13 protein-coding genes are annotated in these 16,449 nt (G+C 68.0%); 3 read left to right on the top strand and 10 right to left on the bottom strand.

From position 1 onward, the window contains the following. Positions 1 to 83: 83 nt before the first annotated feature. From AABM56_RS08330 to lpxO, 4 genes are all read right to left on the bottom strand, one after another. Positions 84 to 3,158, bottom strand: coding sequence for an error-prone DNA polymerase (locus AABM56_RS08330; RefSeq protein ID WP_317630261.1), 3,075 nt, complete (start codon positions 3,156 to 3,158; stop codon positions 84 to 86). Next, on the bottom strand, positions 3,155 to 4,564 hold the full coding sequence (locus AABM56_RS08325) for a DNA polymerase Y family protein (protein WP_263258724.1): 1,410 nt from the start codon (positions 4,562 to 4,564) through the stop codon (positions 3,155 to 3,157). Before AABM56_RS08325 ends, AABM56_RS08330 begins: the two co-directional genes overlap by 4 nt. A 7-nt stretch (positions 4,565 to 4,571) precedes the next feature. Then, positions 4,572 to 5,186 carry a translesion DNA synthesis-associated protein ImuA gene (imuA, locus tag AABM56_RS08320; protein WP_263258725.1) on the bottom strand — a complete coding sequence of 205 codons (615 nt, stop codon included), beginning with the start codon at positions 5,184 to 5,186 and terminating at the stop codon, positions 4,572 to 4,574. Between the two features lie 122 nt (positions 5,187 to 5,308). Next, positions 5,309 to 6,208: a lipid A hydroxylase LpxO gene (lpxO, locus tag AABM56_RS08315; protein ID WP_347884008.1), complete on the bottom strand. Its 900-nt coding sequence runs from the start codon at positions 6,206 to 6,208 to the stop codon at positions 5,309 to 5,311. Between the two features lie 179 nt (positions 6,209 to 6,387). Here lpxO and AABM56_RS08310 point away from each other — a divergent pair, with 179 nt between their 5' ends. Next, positions 6,388 to 6,873, top strand: coding sequence for a DUF4124 domain-containing protein (locus AABM56_RS08310; protein WP_263258727.1), 486 nt, complete (start codon positions 6,388 to 6,390; stop codon positions 6,871 to 6,873). 2 nt (positions 6,874 to 6,875) lie between these two features. On the opposite strand, the gene AABM56_RS08305 is transcribed toward AABM56_RS08310, so the two are convergent. The 3 genes from AABM56_RS08305 to AABM56_RS08295 form a co-directional block, all read right to left on the bottom strand. Further along, positions 6,876 to 7,820, bottom strand: a complete 945-nt coding sequence (locus AABM56_RS08305) for a transporter (protein ID WP_347884007.1) — start codon at positions 7,818 to 7,820, stop codon at positions 6,876 to 6,878. 72 nt (positions 7,821 to 7,892) lie between these two features. Continuing rightward, on the bottom strand, positions 7,893 to 8,660 hold the full coding sequence (locus AABM56_RS08300; RefSeq protein ID WP_263258729.1) for a coniferyl-alcohol dehydrogenase: 768 nt from the start codon (positions 8,658 to 8,660) through the stop codon (positions 7,893 to 7,895). A 215-nt stretch (positions 8,661 to 8,875) separates the two neighbouring features. After that, positions 8,876 to 10,348: a benzaldehyde dehydrogenase gene (locus tag AABM56_RS08295; RefSeq protein ID WP_263258730.1), complete on the bottom strand. Its 1,473-nt coding sequence runs from the start codon at positions 10,346 to 10,348 to the stop codon at positions 8,876 to 8,878. A gap of 226 nt (positions 10,349 to 10,574) precedes the next feature. Between AABM56_RS08295 and AABM56_RS08290 the strand changes: the two genes are divergently transcribed. Further along, positions 10,575 to 12,302, top strand: a complete 1,728-nt coding sequence (locus tag AABM56_RS08290) for a sigma 54-interacting transcriptional regulator (protein ID WP_347884006.1) — start codon at positions 10,575 to 10,577, stop codon at positions 12,300 to 12,302. Positions 12,303 to 12,356: 54 nt separating this feature from the next. Then, positions 12,357 to 12,821 carry a MarR family winged helix-turn-helix transcriptional regulator gene (locus AABM56_RS08285; protein ID WP_133859504.1) on the top strand — a complete coding sequence of 155 codons (465 nt, stop codon included), beginning with the start codon at positions 12,357 to 12,359 and terminating at the stop codon, positions 12,819 to 12,821. A 167-nt stretch (positions 12,822 to 12,988) separates the two neighbouring features. Here the strand turns inward: AABM56_RS08285 and AABM56_RS08280 are convergent, their stop codons facing one another. From AABM56_RS08280 to AABM56_RS08270, 3 genes are all read right to left on the bottom strand, one after another. Continuing rightward, a complete protein-coding gene (locus AABM56_RS08280; RefSeq protein ID WP_347884005.1) occupies positions 12,989 to 13,921 on the bottom strand; it encodes an amidohydrolase family protein in 933 nt (310 codons plus the stop codon). Positions 13,922 to 14,026: 105 nt separating this feature from the next. Beyond that, positions 14,027 to 15,358 carry an MFS transporter gene (locus AABM56_RS08275; protein ID WP_133859506.1) on the bottom strand — a complete coding sequence of 444 codons (1,332 nt, stop codon included), beginning with the start codon at positions 15,356 to 15,358 and terminating at the stop codon, positions 14,027 to 14,029. Positions 15,359 to 15,438: 80 nt separating this feature from the next. Then, positions 15,439 to 16,416: a hydroxyacid dehydrogenase gene (locus AABM56_RS08270; protein WP_133859507.1), complete on the bottom strand. Its 978-nt coding sequence runs from the start codon at positions 16,414 to 16,416 to the stop codon at positions 15,439 to 15,441. Positions 16,417 to 16,449 lie beyond the last annotated feature (33 nt).

Below are 16,449 nucleotides of genomic sequence, written 5' to 3'. Positions count from 1 at the left end.
TGTCTTCCGGGCGCTTCAGAGCGCTTCGGAAGACAGTCCCCCGCTCCACCAGCCTCTCCCCCGCCTCACCTCTCCCTCAAGCCCTAGTGGAAATCCCGACTCGACACCATGAGTTCGTCGAGCAAAGGACTCAGGTCGGTCAAGCGACCGGCGATCAGGTGCTGCACCCCCGCTTCCCGTTCCAGATGCCCCTCGACCTGTAGCAATCGTGCCTGCAACAACGGTCGCCGCTGCTGTTCGCCCACCGCGCGCCAGACCACCACATTGAGCATGCCGTGCTCGTCTTCCAGGGTCACGAAGATCACCCCGCTGGCCGTGCCCGGTCGCTGTCGTCCGCGTACCAGTCCGGCCACCCGCACCAGGGCACCGGGTCTGATCTCGTCCAGCTCACGGAAATCCCGGCAGAGCCGGGCCTGGAGTTCACCGCGCAACAGGCTCAGCGGATGGGGTCCCAGGGTGGTGCCCAGCATGCGGTAGTCGGCATGCACGTCCTCCGCGACGCTGGGTGCGGGCAAGGCCGGGCGTTCCTCCAGGGCGCTGTCCGCCGATTCGAACAGCGGCAGCTGGCGCTCCACCCCGGCCATGGCCCAGCGTGCCTGATGGCGATCTCCGGCCAGCTCCGCCAGGGCGCCGGCCTCGGCCAGCTGTCCGCGCGCCCGGGCATCCAGCTCGGCCCGACGACAGAGGTCCTCGACGTCGCGAAAGGGCTGCGTACCCCGTGCCGCTACCAGGCGCTGGCCAGCCGCTTCCGCCAGCCCCTGTACCAGGCGCAGGCCCAGGCGGATCGCCGGCTGATGGCCGGCACTCGCCTCCAGCCGGCAATCCCAGTCGCTGGCCTGCACGGTCACCGCGCGCACCTCGATGCCGTGGCGCCGAGCGTCCTGCAACACCTGATCCGGACTGTAGAAACCCATCGGCCAGCTGTTGACCAGGGCACAGGCGAAGGCGGCCGGCTCGTGGCACTTGAGCCAGGAGCTGGCATAGGTCAGCAGGGCGAAGCTGGCGGCATGGGATTCGGGAAAGCCGTAGCTGCCGAAGCCCTTGATCTGCTCGAAGAGGCGCGCGGCGAATTCCGGGCGATAGCCGCGCTCGACCATGCGGCTGTGCAGCCGTTGGCGATGGGGTTCGAGGCCGCCGTGGCGCTTCCAGGCAGCCATGGAGCGGCGCAACTGATCGGCTTCGCCGGGCGTGTACTGGGCGGCGACCATGGCGATCTGCATCACCTGTTCCTGGAACAGCGGCACTCCCAGGGTGCGCTCCAGGGCTGGACGCAATTCGTCATGGGGATAGTCGGCCTCCTCTTCCCCGTTCCGGCGGCGCAGATAGGGATGCACCATGTCGCCCTGGATGGGGCCGGGACGGACGATGGCCACCTCGATCACCAGGTCGTAGAGGGTTTGCGGCCTGAGGCGCGGCAGCATGGCCATCTGGGCGCGGGATTCGATCTGGAACACCCCCACCGTATCGGCGCGGGAGATCATGGCATAGGTGGGCGGGTCTTCCTGGGGCAGGCTGGCCAGGGTCCAGCGCTGGCCGCGCCAGCCGGCGACCAGATCGAAGCAGCGGCGCAGGGCGCTGAGCATGCCCAGGGCGAGGATGTCGACCTTGAGCAGGCCCACGGCATCGAGGTCGTCCTTGTCCCACTGGATCAGGGTGCGTTCGGGCATGGCGGCGTTTTCCACCGGCACCAGCGTCGCAAGGGGCGCTGCGGAAATGACGAAGCCACCGGGATGCTGGGAGAGGTGCCGGGGAAAGCCGATCAGTTGGCCGGCGAGGATGAGCACTCGCTGCAGTAGCGGGCTGTCCGGGTCGAAACCCGCTTCGCGCAGACGCTGCGGACCGGGGATCTCGTCGGTCCAGCGCCCGGCGCACCCGGACAGGGCATCGAGCTGGTCGCCCGGCAGGCCCAGGGCCTTGCCGACATCGCGCAGGGCGCCGGCGGCGTGATAGGTGCTGACCACCGCGGTGAGCGCGGCCCGCTCGCGCCCATAGCGGCGAAAGACGTACTGGATGACCTCTTCGCGCCGCTCGTGCTCGAAGTCGACGTCGATGTCGGGCGGCTCGTCGCGCTCACGGGAGATGAAGCGCTCGAACAGCAGATTGCCGGTGAGCGGATTCAGCTCGGTGATGCCCAGTACATAGCAGACCACCGAGTTGGCCGCCGAACCGCGGCCCTGGCAGAGGATGTGCTGGCGGCGGGCGTAGTCGACGATGTCGTGCACGGTGAGGAAGTAGTTCTCGTAGCCCTTTTCGGCGATCAGCGCCAGCTCCCGGGCCACCTGGTCGGTGACCCTTTCCGGCGCGCCTTCCGGCCAGCGCCAGGCCAGGCCACGGCGGGTCAGCTCGGCCAGCCAGGCGCCGGCCGTCGCGCCGGCGGGTATCACCTCCTGGGGATAGCGATAGCGCAACTCGCCCAGATCGAAGCGACAGCGAGCGGCGATCCTCAGGGTCTCGGCGCGCAGTGCCGCGGGATAGAGACCCTCGAGCACCGTCAGCGGGCGCAGATGGCGCTCGCCGTTGGGATGCAGGCGATAGCCGGCTTCAGCCACCGGCAGGTGATGGCGGATGCCGGTGAGCACATCCTGCAGGGCTCGGCGCCCGCGGGTGTGCATGTGCACGTCGCCACAGGCCACTGCCGGCACGCCGAGTTGGGTGCCCAGTGCCTGCAACTGCAGGAGTCGGGCGGTATCGTCGGCGCCGCGCAGCAGTTCGACGCCGAGCCAGAGGCGCTCGGCGAAGACCTGCTTGAGCCAGGCGCCCTCCTCGGCCACAGGTTCTTCTCCCGGCAACCAGATCGCCAGCAGCCCGGGCAGTGGCGGCTGCAGATCCGCGCGAGCAAGCTGGTAGCGGCCCTTGGGCGCACGACGGCGCGCCCGGGTGATCAGGCCGCAGAGGGTCTCGTAACCCGGCAGATCCTCCACCAGCAGCACCAGCCGCAGGCCGTCGTCGAGGGTCAGCTCGCTGCCGACGATGAGCGGCAGCCCGACCTGGCGCGCCGCCTGCCAGGCACGGACGATGCCGCTCAGGGTGCCTTCGTCGGTGATGGCCAGCGCCGTGTAGCCCAGCGCCCTGGCCCGCTCGAACAACTCCAGGGCGCTGGAGGCGCCGCGCTGGAAACTGAAATTCGACAGGCAGTGCAGCTCGGCATAGCCGCTCATGCGAACCAGCCCTGGATCCACCAGGGCGTCTCCTCGCCATAGCGGCGAAAGGCCCAGGCCTGGCGTCCGTCGGCCACCTCGATGCGGTAGTAGTCGCGGCGCTGGTCGCCCCCGTCCCACCAGCCACTTTCGATGCGTTCAGGGCCCGCGAGGACCCGTCTTGGCTGACCGTCGAGGGGACGTGGTTCGCTCAGCAGCCAACCCGGACGCAGACCGGGCAGCGCGGTATCCAGGCGTCGTTCCGGGCGCCAGACCAGGGCGCGCTCGGGACGGTGATCCGACTGGATGCCGAGACCGAGTACCGCTGCTTCGCCCAACCGGGCACGCAGGCGCTCGCGCAATACCTCCCAGCCCACGGCCTGGGCCGGGCGTTCGTCGAACAGGCCATGGCGTTCCGGCACGAAGAGCGGCAATTCCTCGCTTTCCAGGCGCAGCGCCAGTACCGGCGCCACCACCTGCAGCTGTTCGAGACGACCGCGGGCGAATTCGAACAGCAGGGCGGCATCGCGCTCGGGCGCCAGCAGGCCGATGGTGAGGGCGGTGGCCGGACCCTGGCGATGCTCCAGCCAGAGCAGGAAGCGCTGCACGCCACGGTCGCGACTGGCCAGCCAGGCGGCCAGGTCGGCGGTGAGGCGGCGCAGCGGGAACAGCAGGGCCTGGTGGGATTCCACCTCGAAATTGAGCTCAACCCGCGTCACGAAACGATCGGGAGGCCGATAGAACTCCAGCGCCAGGCTGCGGCTGCCACCCAGCAGATCCAGCTGCTGCAGGAGCTCCGGGGTGAAGCGGCGGGCCAGGGCAGCCCTGGGCAGGGCCTTGAGCTGCGCCAGGCGGCGGATGCCCATGCGTGCCAGCGCCTGGGCCTGCTGGGGAGCGAAACCGGCCCGTTCCACCGGGAGCCGATCAAGCAGACGCGGCAGCTCATCGGCGGAGGCAGTCAGGCCGTCGGCGACATTGGTCAGCACCCGCGCCGCCACCGGATTGGGTGCCAGGGCCAGCCGATGGCGAAAACCCAGGCCCTGGAGCTCCTGGCGCAGACGCCGTTCCAACCGCGGCCAGGGCCCCAGCAGCGGCAGGCTGGACTGCACCTCCAGCAGCAGCGCCCGGGGATAGTGGCGGCTGACCTGGGAACTGAAGCCATAGCCCCAGGCCGCCAGCAGCGTCTCGGCCGTCTCGATGAGCGCCGGATCGTGTTCCTGCTGCTCGAAGTCGCGGGTCAGCGCCTGGGCGGCGGCCAGGGTCAGGCCCGGGCGCAGTCCCAGGGCTCGGGCGGCCGGATTGACCGCCTGCAGCAGACGCCGGTGCGGTGGTCCGGAGAGCAGCACCAGCGGCTGCTCCGGCTGCGGATGACGGCGCAGCACGGCATCCAGCGCCAGCTGCGGAAAGAGGATGCAGGCCCAGCGCATGGCCAGCTCAAGCGCCGCCGGCCAGATCGAGCACCCCGGGTTGCCCGCCCCGGCATTTGCGGATGTGCAGCCGCTCCAGGGGGGCCCGGAGTTCCAGGCGCAAGGCCGCTGGCGAGGGATTGTCCAGGGCAGCGGCCGGACGCAGGGCGAAGGCCAGGGTGCGACCGCTCTCGGCGGCGACCTGCAACCGGCGCAACTGGCGATCATCGGCGCGCTCGGGCCAGCAGAGCACCGCGCCAAAGCAACCCGAACGCAGGCATTGCTCGGCGGCCCAGAGCACCTCGGCGCCCTGGGCGCGGATCACCACCAGGGAATCCAGCGCCACCCCGGCCGCCTGCCAGGCCAGGGGATAGGGCAACAGCGGCGGCGCGATCAGGGCGATGCGCTCGGCGGCCTGGCTCAGGCGCGCCAGGGTCGGCCAGAGCAGCCGCAACTCGCCATGGCCGGGGCCGGCGAGCAACAATTCGGTGAGGGCCGCCTCGGGCCAGCCGGCGCCCGGCAGATGGGCATCCAGGGCAGCCACCCCGGTGGGTTGACCACTGCGCCGGGCTTCGGGACTGGTCTGCCCCTTCCACAGGCGCCGCTCCTCGAACAGCCGGGCCAGGCTGGCGCCGCCGCTCATGCCGCCAGACCTGCAGGGGTATTGTCCATGGCCATCGCCTCTATCTGTATATGCATACAGTATTAGAGGCGATTCGCATCGAGGTCAAGCCGAACCGCTGTCCACGTCGATGAAACGGCTGGTCAGATCCAGATCACCACGCCGAGCAGCGCGGCCAGTAACAACCATTGTTCGAGGTAGTAGCGGAAGCGGTTGCGCTTCTTCAGCGCCTTGCCGCGCTGACGGATGCGATAGAGGTGCCGGAAGGCGCGATTGAGGCCGCCAGTCTTGTCGCCGGTGTCATTGGGCGAGGCCGCAGAGGCCAGCAGGGTGCCACTGACCCAGCGATTGAAGGCGCTCGCCCAGCCATAGCGCAGCGGCCTTTCCACGTCGCAGAACAGGATGATGCGATCCTGGTCGGTGGTGTTCTCGGCGTAGTGGATGAAGGTTTCGTCGAACACCACTGCCTGGCCATCGCGCCAGTGATAGCGCTGGCCGTCCACCTCGATGAAGCAGCGCGGATCGTTGGGCGTGGCCAGGCCCAGGTGATAGCGCAGGGAGCCGCCATAGGGATCGCGATGGCGCACCAGTCGCGACCCGGGCGGCAACTCGGCGAACATGGCCGCCTTGACCGTGCCGATGCCGCGCAGCAATTCCGTGGTCCTGGGGCACAGCTGCAGGGCGGAGGGATGGCTGTCGCCGTACCACTTCAGATAGAAGCGCTTCCAGCCGCTCTTGAAAAAGGAGTTGAAGCCGGCATCGTTGTGCTCGGCGGATTTCTTGATCTGGCCGGCGCGCAGCAGGTCGAGGGCCTCGTCGCGAATGAGTTGCCAGTTTTCTTGCAGCACCTGGAGTTCAGGAAAGCGCTCCACGGCATGATAGGGGGCGTTGGGCACCCGCGAGGTGAGAAACATGAAGGTGTTCAACGGTGCCAGAAAGGTCGAATGGTCACTGAGCTGACGCAAAAAGCGATGGCGCACCCGGCCGCGCAGGTGCACGTACAAGACACAGAGAAGAAAACTGCCAATCACCAACCACTTCACGTGTCGCTGTCCTGGAAAGAATGTTTCAGAATGTTATACGCCTCACCAGGATCAGGCCTAGCTTTTAAGGTCTGACGATTAGCCGCAGGCTTGATCGGGAAAGCACGCCGCCCCCTGGGAGCCATGGCGGGCATCTTGTATCCTGCAGGTGACAATTCGAGTGCCCGGAGGGCCTCATCATGCGTTCGCTGCTCTATGGCCTACTGCTCGCCAGTGGCGTCGTGGCCGCTCAGGATGTCTACAAGTGCGTGGACAACCAGGGCCGGACGACCTATACCCAGGGCGCCTGCCCGACGAATAGTCAGATCACCACCATTCCGCTGCAGAGCCTGCCCGACAGCAACGGCTTCACGCCGCCGCCCAGGCCCACCGCGCCTCCGCCGGTCAGTGCGCCGCGCGAGGTCACTGTGGTACCCGCCCCCGCTTCCAGCCGCCAACGTCCGGTCGACGACGTCACCGTGGTCGGCGGCTCCTCGTCATCTTCCAGCTCGCGGCAGGAAACCGAGGTGCGCGGCTCCGGCATCATCTATCAGCCGGTGCCGGTCTACATCGACCGTCGGCCACGCAACGAGACCTGGCACATGGTGCCCCATCCCCAGGCCCAGCAGCCCCAGCCGCCGGCGCCTCCTCCACCGCCGAACCGGGGCATCCCCATCGATCGCTAGCGCTACAGCTTGTGCAGGAAGTTGACGACGAACTTGCGCCCTTCGGTGCGGTTCTCGGCGTCCTGCTCGAAGTAGCTGTTGACGGTGATCATATTCTCCCGGGAAAAGGCGTAGGTGAAACCCGGGCCCCAGGCCCAGACCTTTTCCCGCCGCCCGCTGACGTCATGGCCGTCCACCTGGGTGTCGGTGATCTGCCGGAGCCAGTAGCCGCTCAGGCCGACGCTGAGCCGATCGTTCAGCGCGTACTGGGTGGCGAAGTTGGCGTGCAGCGCCTGACCGGCCCGGGTATCGGACACATCGCCAAAGCTGCGTAGCGGCTGGTCGTTCTTGTCATTCCACAGGTACCAGAAGCGTCCGGTCACCGACCACTGCGGCGTCAGCCAGTAGGTGGTGGCGTAGTAGGGATTGAAGGACCAGAAGTTGCTGCCCGGATTGATCGCCCGGTCGCGGTCGTAGCGACCGGTAGGGGCGACGATCTCGGCCTCGATGCGCTGCGCCCAGCGCGGTCCGCCGTCGGGGCGGGTGGTGGTGGGCAGTTGCAGGAAGGCGCCCAGGGTCAGGTCCCCTACCCCTTCGAGGACGCTCAGCGCCTGGCCGCCGAGGCCGTCATCGACATCGGCATGGGCCAGCCAGGGCAGGATGGCGGTGAAGCCGGGCATGGCGCCATTGGCCAGGGGCTGGCCGACATAGATGATCTGGCTGACCGGGGCGAAGGTGGTCAGCTCCTGCTTGGGCAAGGGCAGCTTGCGCCCGTCCTGGTCGTTGAAGCGACTGGTCTTGCCGTAGATCAGGTACTCCTCCCAGTACCAGCCGGGGCCATCCGGCGCCGGCGCGCCATCGTAGAAGCTGGTGGAGCCGAGATTGAGGCCGGGCAGATCGTAGGCCTGGACCTGCAGGGAGGCGAGGCTGGCCGCGGCCAGCAGACCGAATCCGAAACGTGTGCGCATGACGTCGTCCTGAAGTTGTTCTTGTTGTGGGAAAACGCGATCACCGCGCCCGGGCAGGCGCGGCGATCCGGATCAGACGTAACTGGCGGCGAGACCGCCATCCACCGGCAGGTTGGCGCCGTTGATCCAGCGCGAGGCATCGCTGCAGAGGAAGGCAATGGCCTCGGCCACCTCGTCGGCCAGCGCCGGGCGCAGCATGCGCTGGCTGTCGCGAGCGACGCGCTCTTCGCCGAGCATGCTGACGAAGTCGCCGAGGATGGGGGTAAATACCGGCCCCGGCGCCACGCAATTCAGCCGCACGCCGAATTCGCGGAGCCAGGTCTGGGACTGCACGGAGCTCCAGACGATGAGCGCCTCCTTGAAGTACTGGTAGCAGGTGGCCTGGTCCACCGGATGGGCTTCCAGCCAGGCCTGGGCCTGGGCGAAGTCGGCGATCTGCGCCAGCGCGCGATGCTGTTCCAGGCGCTGCGGCCATTCGGCGCCGAGGATGGAGGCGACGTTGACGATGGCGCCACCCGGGCCCAGCCGCGCGATCAGTTGCTGGCTGAGCAGCCGCAGGCCGAGATAGTTGACTCGCGCCACGGCCTCCCGGGGCGCCGTGCCCGGCACCCCGGCGACATTGCACAGGCCGTGCAGACGCTCCGGCAGGCGGTTGACCAGGGCGGCGATGCTGTCAGGATCGCCCAGGTCGGCCTGGTGGAAGTCGTCCAGGCTGAGCTGGGGCTGATTGCGATCGACGCCGATCACATAGGCGCCGTGAAAGCGCGCCAGACGCGCCAGTTCGGCGCCGATGCCGGAAGCCACGCCGGTGACGACCAGGGTCTTGCCATACAGAGTCATGGGATTTTCCTCTTGTTGTTATTGGGGGTGAAACAGGGGCTTGGAGCCTGTTCAAAGGCTCGCGAGCTAGAGCCAAACAAGGCGAACATGGCTGAGGAAGCGGATCGGACCCGCGCTCGGGTTTACGGCTTGTAAATGAGCATTCCGATCGGACTGGCGACCCAGGTCATGTTCAACGCGGTTTGGCCGACGCGCAGCAGCCTTTGAGCAGGCTCTCAGAAGGGATAGCGTGGCGGCTCGATATGCTCGGTCACCCACTGCCACTGGCTGTAGTCGTCCCAGTTGCACAGGCCGCCGACGCTGCCGCCATTGCCGGACTGGCCACGCCCGCCGAAGGGATTGACCACCTCGTCGTTCACCGTCTGGTCGTTGAGGTGCAGCATTCCGCACTCCAGGCGTTCACCCAGGGCGCGGGCACGGGCCAGGGAGCCGGAGAGCACGCCGGCCGCCAGGCCGTAGGGGGTGCGATTGGCCAGGTCGACGGCTTCGGCCTCGCTGGCGAAGGTCACCACGCTGGCCACCGGACCAAAGATCTCTTCGTCGAAGGCGCGCATGCCGGGACGGACACCGCTCAGTACGGTCGGGGCATAGAACAGCCCTTCGTGCCGGCCGCCCTGCTCCAGCCGGGCACCGGCGGCGAGGCTGTCGGTGACGATGCCCTGTACCCGTTGCAGCTGCCGGGCGTTGATCAGCGGACCCAGCTGGGTCGTGGGCTCCAGCGGATCACCCAGGCGCAGGGCGGCGGCGCGGGCGACCAGGCGTTCGGTGAAGGCGGTGGCGAGGCGCTGGTGCACCAGGATCAGCCCGGTGGCCATGCAGATCTGGCCCTGGTGCAGGAAACTGCCCCAGGCGGCGCAGCCGACGGCGCGGTCGAGATCGGCGTCGTCGAGCACGATCAGCGGATTCTTGCCGCCCAGCTCCAGGGCCACCTTCTTCAGGTGGCGCCCGGCGCTTTCCGCCACCTGGCGCCCGGCCTGGGTCGAGCCGGTGAAGGCGATCATCCGCACCTGGGGATGGGCGCAGAGCGCCGCCCCGGCCTCGGCGCGACCGGGCAGCACCTGCAGCACGCCCTTGGGCAGGCCGATGGCCTCGAACAGTCGGGCGATCAGGATGCCGCCGCTCACCGGCGTCTGGTGATCCGGCTTGAGCACCACGGCATTGCCGCAGGCCAGCGCCGGCGCCACGGCGCGCAGCGAAAGGATCAGCGGGAAGTTGAAGGGCGAGATCACCCCCACCACGCCATGGGGCAGGCGGCGGGCATAGGACAGCGCCCCGCGCTCGCTGGGCAGGACCACGCCATGGGGCTGCAGCAACTGACCGGCGACCTGCTGCAGGATGACCCCGGCTTCGCGCAATTCCAGCTCGGCCTTGGGCAGGATGCCGCCGGTCTCGCGGGCGATCAGGGGTGCCAGTTCGGCGCGCTGCATTTCCAGCTGCGCGGCCGCGGCCAGGAACAGCCCGGCCTTTTGCCGGGCGGTCCAGCCGGCCCAGGCCGGTTGCGCCTGGGCCGCCTTGGCGCAGGCCTGGTCGATGTCGGCGACACTGGCCAGACCGGTGCGATGCAGGGGCTGGCCAGTGGCAGGTTCGATGACCTCCAGAGTGCCACCCTGGGCGGCGATCCAGTCACCATCGAAAATCAGTTCCTGCCAGGGGGCACCGTCCAGGAACGGCGTGGATGGTCTGTTCATAGCCTTCTCCTTGTTGTTATCGGGCCGCGGTGGGCACAGGCAAGAGAGCAAAGGCTGTGCCCAGCCTGGGCTGGTAACAAAAAGAGCAACGCAATCAGAGGTTTGTTGGCTTGGGCAGGCAAAGGCGGCAGGCCCAGCCGGCAAACGTCTTACTCAAAAGATAAAGTTATGAGGTATAACCTTTCTCTCGATTGCGCATTTGCGCAATGCCTCCGGGAGTCCTGCCATGGCCCTGTCCGAACGCCTGTCCCTCAACGCCTTGCAACAGGTCGCCCCGGGCCTGCACCGGGGCGACAGTGCCGCCTGGGACGGCAGCGCCAGCCCGACCCAGGCGGAACTGGCCGAGTGCCTGTTCTTCTCGCCCGGCGATGGCCGCATCTGGCTCAATGACCAACGCATGCTGCTGGTCCACGCCTCGTCCTTTGGTGCCCTGCGGCGCGAGTTGATCGGCGCCCTGGGTCAGGAACGCGCCCGCGGTCTGCTGACCCGGGTGGGCTATCTTTCCGGGGTGAGGGACGCCGAACTGGTGCGCAAGCGCTGGCCCCAGGCCGACGCCGCGGCCATTTTCGCGGCCGGTACCCGGCTGCATGGCCTGGAAGGTCTGGTGCGGGTCGAGCCGCTGCATTTCGAATTCGATGTCGACCAGGGGCGTTATGGCGGCGAATTTCTCTGGCATCACTCGGCCGAATGCGACGAGCACCAGATCGCCCACGGTCAGGGCAGCGACCCGGCCTGCTGGATGGAGATCGGCTATGCGATCGGCTATGTCAGCAGCCTGTTCGGCCGCCTGGTGATCTTTCGCGAGGTGGAATGCCGCGCCATGGGCCATCACGTCTGCCGGGTCGAAGGCCGCAATGCCGAACGCTGGCCCGATGTGGCGGAAGACCTGCGCTATCTCAATGCCGCTGGCGACGGCGCTCCCGAGCCAGCCGCCACGGAACGCCTGCCCGCGCCCCTGCCCCACGCCCCCGACGGCCAGCAACCGCTGGTGGGCGCCTCGGCAGCCTTCAACAGCGCCTTCCAGGCCCTGCAGCGGGTCGCCCCGACCCCGGCCACGGTGTTGCTCACCGGCGAATCGGGAGTGGGCAAGGAGTTGTTCGCCAGTCACCTGCACCGCCTCAGTCGCCGCGCCGACGGCCCCTTCGTCGCCCTCAACTGCGCGGCCATTCCCGAGAATCTCATCGAAGCCGAATTGTTCGGCGTGGAGCGCGGCGCCTACACCGGCGCCAACCAGTCCCGCGCCGGGCGCTTCGAACGCGCCCAGGGCGGCACCCTGTTTCTCGACGAGATCGCCTGCCTGAGTCTGCCCGGCCAGGGCAAGCTGCTGCGCGCGCTCCAGGAGCGCGAGATCGAGCGGGTCGGCGGCAGCCGCACCCTCAGGGTGGACGTGCGCGTGATCGCCGCCACCAATCTGGACCTGCGCGAGGCGGTACGCCGCGGCGACTTCCGCGAAGACCTCTTCTATCGGCTCAACGTCTATCCCATCGGCATCCCGCCCCTGCGGGACCGCCGCGACGACGTGCCGCTGCTGGTGGATCTGTTCCTGCGGCGCTTCTGCGCCGCCTACGAACGTCCGCCGGTGGGCCTGACCATGCGCGCCCTCAAGGCCCTGCTGCGCTACGACTTTCCCGGCAACGTGCGGGAATTGCAGAATCTGGTGGAGCGCGGGGTGATCGCCAGCGATCCGGGCGAACTCATCGACCTGCCCCACCTGTTTCGCGGCGAACCGCTGCCGGCCGACCTCCTGGAACCGGCGCCGCAGACAGCCAGCTGGCTGGAACGCCTGGGCGTGGACGGCAAACGCCCGCTGCACCTGGGACAGCTGGAAGCCGAGCTGCTCGACGAAGCCCTGGCGCACAGCCAGGGCAACGTGGCCGCCGCGGCGCGACTGCTCGGCCTGAGTCGTGCCCAGTTCGCCTATCGCCATCGCCGCGCGCGCCAGGATCTGGACTAGAATGACCCCTCGATACCCTCCTCTCGCCATCTCCGACGGAAGCCCTTCCCGCCGATGAGTTCCCCCGACGACGCCACGCCCCTGGACCCTGCCGCCACCCCTTGGCTGGACACCGCCGTAGGCTATGCCCTGCGCCGCGCCCAGATGAAGATGTTCCAGCACCTGGTGGACAGCCTGGCCACCTATGACCTGCGCCCCGCCCAGTTCACCGCCCTGGTGATCCTCGAACAGGAACCGGGCCTGATGCAGGCCGACCTGGCCCGGCGCCTGGCCATCGAGCCACCGCAACTGGTGCTGCTGCTGAACAAGCTGGAACGCCAGGGCCTGGCCGAGCGGGTGCGTGGCACCCAGGATCGCCGCGCCTACGCCCTGCACCTCACCGAGCAGGGCCGTGCCCTGGTGGGCGAACTCAAGGAGCGCGCCGCCGCCAGCGACCGCGCCGCCAGCGCGCCGCTGGAAGATGCCGAGCGGGCCGAGCTGTTGCGCCTGCTGCGCAAGCTCAATGGGGAATTGGGGTAGCGGGGCTGGTAAGGCGGGCGCTGAAAGAGGTAGCGGTTTTGTTGGGCTTCGCTGCGCTCAGCGCCAACCTAAGCTGTGACCACCACCCACAGCCCTGCCTTAGCGCCCCCTCTCCCACGGGGAGAGGGCTGGGGTGAGGGCCGCCGTCAGCCGCTGAGATACGGCCCTCAAAAGCCGTACAGACTGACCGGGTTATCGCGCAGGATGGCATTGCGTATCTGCTCATCCGGCGCCCAGTCGGCCAGCAGGTCGAAGATGAGGCCGTCGTCCGGCTTGTTGCCGGTCGCGACCGTGGGATGCGGCCAGTCGCTGCCCCACAGCAGCCGCTCCGGATGACGCCGCACCAGCTCCCGGGCCACCGCGCCCACGTCGGCATACTCCGGCGGGCCGCTGCGCGACCTGATGTAGGGACCCGACAGCTTCACCCAGGTACGCTCGCCGTCCAGCAGGCGGGTCACCACGGCGAAGGTCGCCGAATTCACCCCCTCCGGTTGCGGCACATGGCCCATGTGGTCGATCACCAACCGCGCCGGCAGCCGTTGCAGCCGACTCTCCAGCTCCGTCAGCTGATTGCCCGTGGCGACCACCTGGACATTCCAGCCCAGTTCGGCGACCCGCGCGGCCAGGGGCTCGAGGTCGGCCAGATCGGCGCCGCCGTAGCTGAGGTTGAAACGGATCCCGCGCACCCCGGCCTTGTGCAGCTCCTGCAACTCGGCATCGCTGATGCTTTGGTCGAGGACAGCTACACCGCGGGCCTGGCCCTGGCTGCGCGCCAGACCGTCGAGCATGCAGCGATTGTCGGTGCCGTAGGTGGACGGTGTGACGATGACCATCCGCTGCAATCCCAGTAGCGTCTGCAGCTGGTGATAGTCATCCAGGGAGGCATGGGGCGGAAGCAGCTTGGCGCCCGGCGCCGCTGGATAGCGGTCGTCATAGAGGTGCATGTGGCAGTCGACACTGCCGGCCGGCGCCTTGAGTCTCGGTGCCGTCTGTATCGCGGAGAAAGGGGTAGCGGCCTGGACGCCGAGGGCATCGAACAGGCACAGGGCGGCACTCGCCTGGGCACTCGCTTGCAGGAAGCGCCGACGACTGAACGTCATGGGGAAATCCTCGATAGGTTGCCGGCCGCCAAGGCCGGTAGTGAGCAGCGCTTGGCCGAGTCCTGAAGCCGCCGACATTTGGTCGGCGGCTTCGGGAACTCAGACCTAGCCGGCGTTGGTCGCTACGCTCTGGGCATCTGCCTTGGCGCGCGCGGCCTTGCGGCCCATGACCAGTACCAGCAGGCCGCTGATGGCGCACAGGGTAGCCAGCGGCAGTACCGCCAGGGCGTGGCTGTGGGTGGCGCCATGGATGGCGCCATAGACGTTGACCATCACCCCGCCGCCGATGAGGTTGGCCAGAGCGCCGATGGCGGCCAGACCTGCCGCCGCGGTAGAGGACGACAGCCAGCCCGAGGCCAGTGCCCAGAACGGCCCCTTCATCGAATAGGCACCGATCAGCACCAGACTTAGCAGGATCACCGTGGCCGCCAGGGACGAGGTGAACATGCCCGCCAGCAGGCCCACGGCGATCAACAGCATGGTGAGCGAGGTGTGCCAGCGACGTTCGCCGGTGCGATCCGAACTGCGACCCCAGAGGACCATCGCCACCGACGCCAGGCCATAGGGAATGGCATTGGTGAGGCCGACCTCCAGGTTGGACAGGCCAAAGGACTTGAGCAATTGCGGTGCCCAGACGCTCATGGTGCTACCGGCCGCCGAGGCGCCGGAATAGATCAGCGCCATCACCCAGATATCCTTGTGCTTGAGCAGCTGCCACAGCGAAATATGGCCGATGCTGGTCTTGCGATTGCGCTCCTCGGCCAGCTTGAGGGTCAGCCAGCTGCGCTGCTCGTCGCTCAGCCATTTGGCCTGCTCCGGGCGGTCGGTCAGCACGAACAGGCAGGCGATACCCAGCAGCACCGCCGGGATGCCTTCCAGGATGAACAGCCAGTGCCAGCCACGCATGCCCATCCAGCCGTCCAGGCTCAGTAGCAGGCCCGAAAGCGGCGAACCCAGGAAGTTGGCGCCCGGGATCGCCACCATGAAGATGGCGACCATGCGCGCTCTATAGTTGGAGGGCAGCCAGTAGGTGAGGTACAGCAGCACGCCGGGGAAAAAGCCGGCTTCGGCGGCGCCCAGCAGGAAGCGCATCACATAGAGCGAGTTGGCGCCCTGGACGAAGGCGGTGCCCGCTGAGATCAGGCCCCAGGTGATCATGATCCGGGCGATCCAGATGCGCGCGCCGAAGCGTTGCAGCGCCAGGTTGCTCGGCACCTCCACCAGGAAGTAGGAAAAGAAGAACAGGCTGCTGGCGAAGCCGAAGATCGCGGGCGTCAGGCCCAGATCCTGGTTCATCTGCAGCGAGGCCATGCCGATGTTGCCGCGGTCGATGATGGCGATGAGGTAGCAGACGATCAGGAACGGCAGGATGCGCCAGGCGACGCGGCGCATGGTCGCGCGTTCCAGTTCGCTGATTTCGGGCGTGGAAGAGGTCATGCAGGCTCTCCGTCTTATTGTTGTGGAGATAGACGTAGCGAGCGGCTCCGGGAAGGACACCGCTCGCCCTGACGCGAGGATCAGGCCGCGATCAGGTGACGATTGACCACGGCACGGGTTTCCACCGCCTTGCCGTTCCAGCGATCAAGTACCTGCTGCACCGCCACCAGCCCGACCCGGTCGCGGGCCTCGGTGGTGTTGGCGCCCACGTGGGGCGTGGCGACCAGGTTGGTCAGGCCCCATAGGGCGCTGTCGGCCGGCGGCGGCTCGGGGTGGAAGGTATCCAGGCCGGCACCGCCGATCTGGCCGTCGCGCAACGCTGCGACCAGCGCCTGGGTGTCGATCAACTCGCCGCGAGCGGTATTGATCAGCAGGCTGCCGGGACGCATCCGGGCGAACTGGGCGGCGCCGAACAGGTGGCGATTGGCCTCGGTGAGCGGGCAATGCAGGCTGATGACGTCGCACTCGGCCAACAGGTTATCGAAGCTCTCTTCCCGGCGCACGTGGTCACGCACGGGCAGGGTCTGGAGATAGGGATCATAGACCCGGACCTGCATCCGCAGCGGCGCCACCAGGTCCATCAGCACGCTGCCGATGGAACCCAGGCCCACCAGGCCGAGGGTCTTGCCAAACAGCTCGGTGCCATTGGCCTGGGCCTTGTCCCAGTGCCCGGCGTGCATTCGCGCATTCAGCCAGGGGGTCTGCCGGGCCACGCTGAACATCAGAGCGAAGGCATGTTCGGCCACCGATTGGGCGTTGGCGCCCAGGGCGATGGTGACCGGGATCCCCCGGTCGGCGGCGGCCTGCAGATCGATGGTGTCGTAGCCGACGCCGTGCTTGGCGATGATCTCGAGCCTGGCCGAGGCCTCGATCATCTCGCGGGTCAGCTTGCCCTGGCGGACGATGATGGCGTCGGGCTGCTCCCGGCGGATCAGCGCGACCAGCTCGTCATGGGGCATGTAGGGCTGGGTCGGTACCACGCGGATGCCGTGGGCGGCAGCCAGGGCCATGGCGTCGGGCGCGAGTTCAGGACCGGTGAGAAGCAGGGTGCGGGTCATGTGGGTTATCCCTTGTTGTTATGACGTCGTCCG

The organism is Pseudomonas aestiva, assembly GCF_039908605.1.
Taxonomy (GTDB): Bacteria; Pseudomonadota; Gammaproteobacteria; order Pseudomonadales; family Pseudomonadaceae; genus Chryseomonas; species Chryseomonas aestiva.
Note: the sequence above shows the minus strand (reverse complement) of the source record. Positions and strands in the feature narration are given on the sequence as shown.

Bases quoted from the DNA above. Each gene is read 5' to 3' on its own strand.
- AABM56_RS08330 (WP_317630261.1), bottom strand. From the start codon at position 3,158: ATGAGCGGCTATGCCGAGCTGCACTGCCTGTCGAATTTCAGTTTCCAG.
- AABM56_RS08285 (WP_133859504.1), top strand. From the start codon at position 12,357: ATGAGTTCCCCCGACGACGCCACGCCCCTGGACCCTGCCGCCACCCCT.
- AABM56_RS08275 (WP_133859506.1), bottom strand. From the start codon at position 15,358: ATGACCTCTTCCACGCCCGAAATCAGCGAACTGGAACGCGCGACCATG.
- AABM56_RS08280 (WP_347884005.1), bottom strand. From the start codon at position 13,921: ATGACGTTCAGTCGTCGGCGCTTCCTGCAAGCGAGTGCCCAGGCGAGT.
- AABM56_RS08270 (WP_133859507.1), bottom strand. From the start codon at position 16,416: ATGACCCGCACCCTGCTTCTCACCGGTCCTGAACTCGCGCCCGACGCC.
- imuA (WP_263258725.1), bottom strand. From the start codon at position 5,186: ATGAGCGGCGGCGCCAGCCTGGCCCGGCTGTTCGAGGAGCGGCGCCTG.
- AABM56_RS08300 (WP_263258729.1), bottom strand. From the start codon at position 8,660: ATGACTCTGTATGGCAAGACCCTGGTCGTCACCGGCGTGGCTTCCGGC.
- AABM56_RS08295 (WP_263258730.1), bottom strand. From the start codon at position 10,348: ATGAACAGACCATCCACGCCGTTCCTGGACGGTGCCCCCTGGCAGGAA.
- AABM56_RS08290 (WP_347884006.1), top strand. From the start codon at position 10,575: ATGGCCCTGTCCGAACGCCTGTCCCTCAACGCCTTGCAACAGGTCGCC.
- AABM56_RS08325 (WP_263258724.1), bottom strand. From the start codon at position 4,564: ATGCGCTGGGCCTGCATCCTCTTTCCGCAGCTGGCGCTGGATGCCGTG.
- AABM56_RS08310 (WP_263258727.1), top strand. From the start codon at position 6,388: ATGCGTTCGCTGCTCTATGGCCTACTGCTCGCCAGTGGCGTCGTGGCC.
- AABM56_RS08305 (WP_347884007.1), bottom strand. From the start codon at position 7,820: ATGCGCACACGTTTCGGATTCGGTCTGCTGGCCGCGGCCAGCCTCGCC.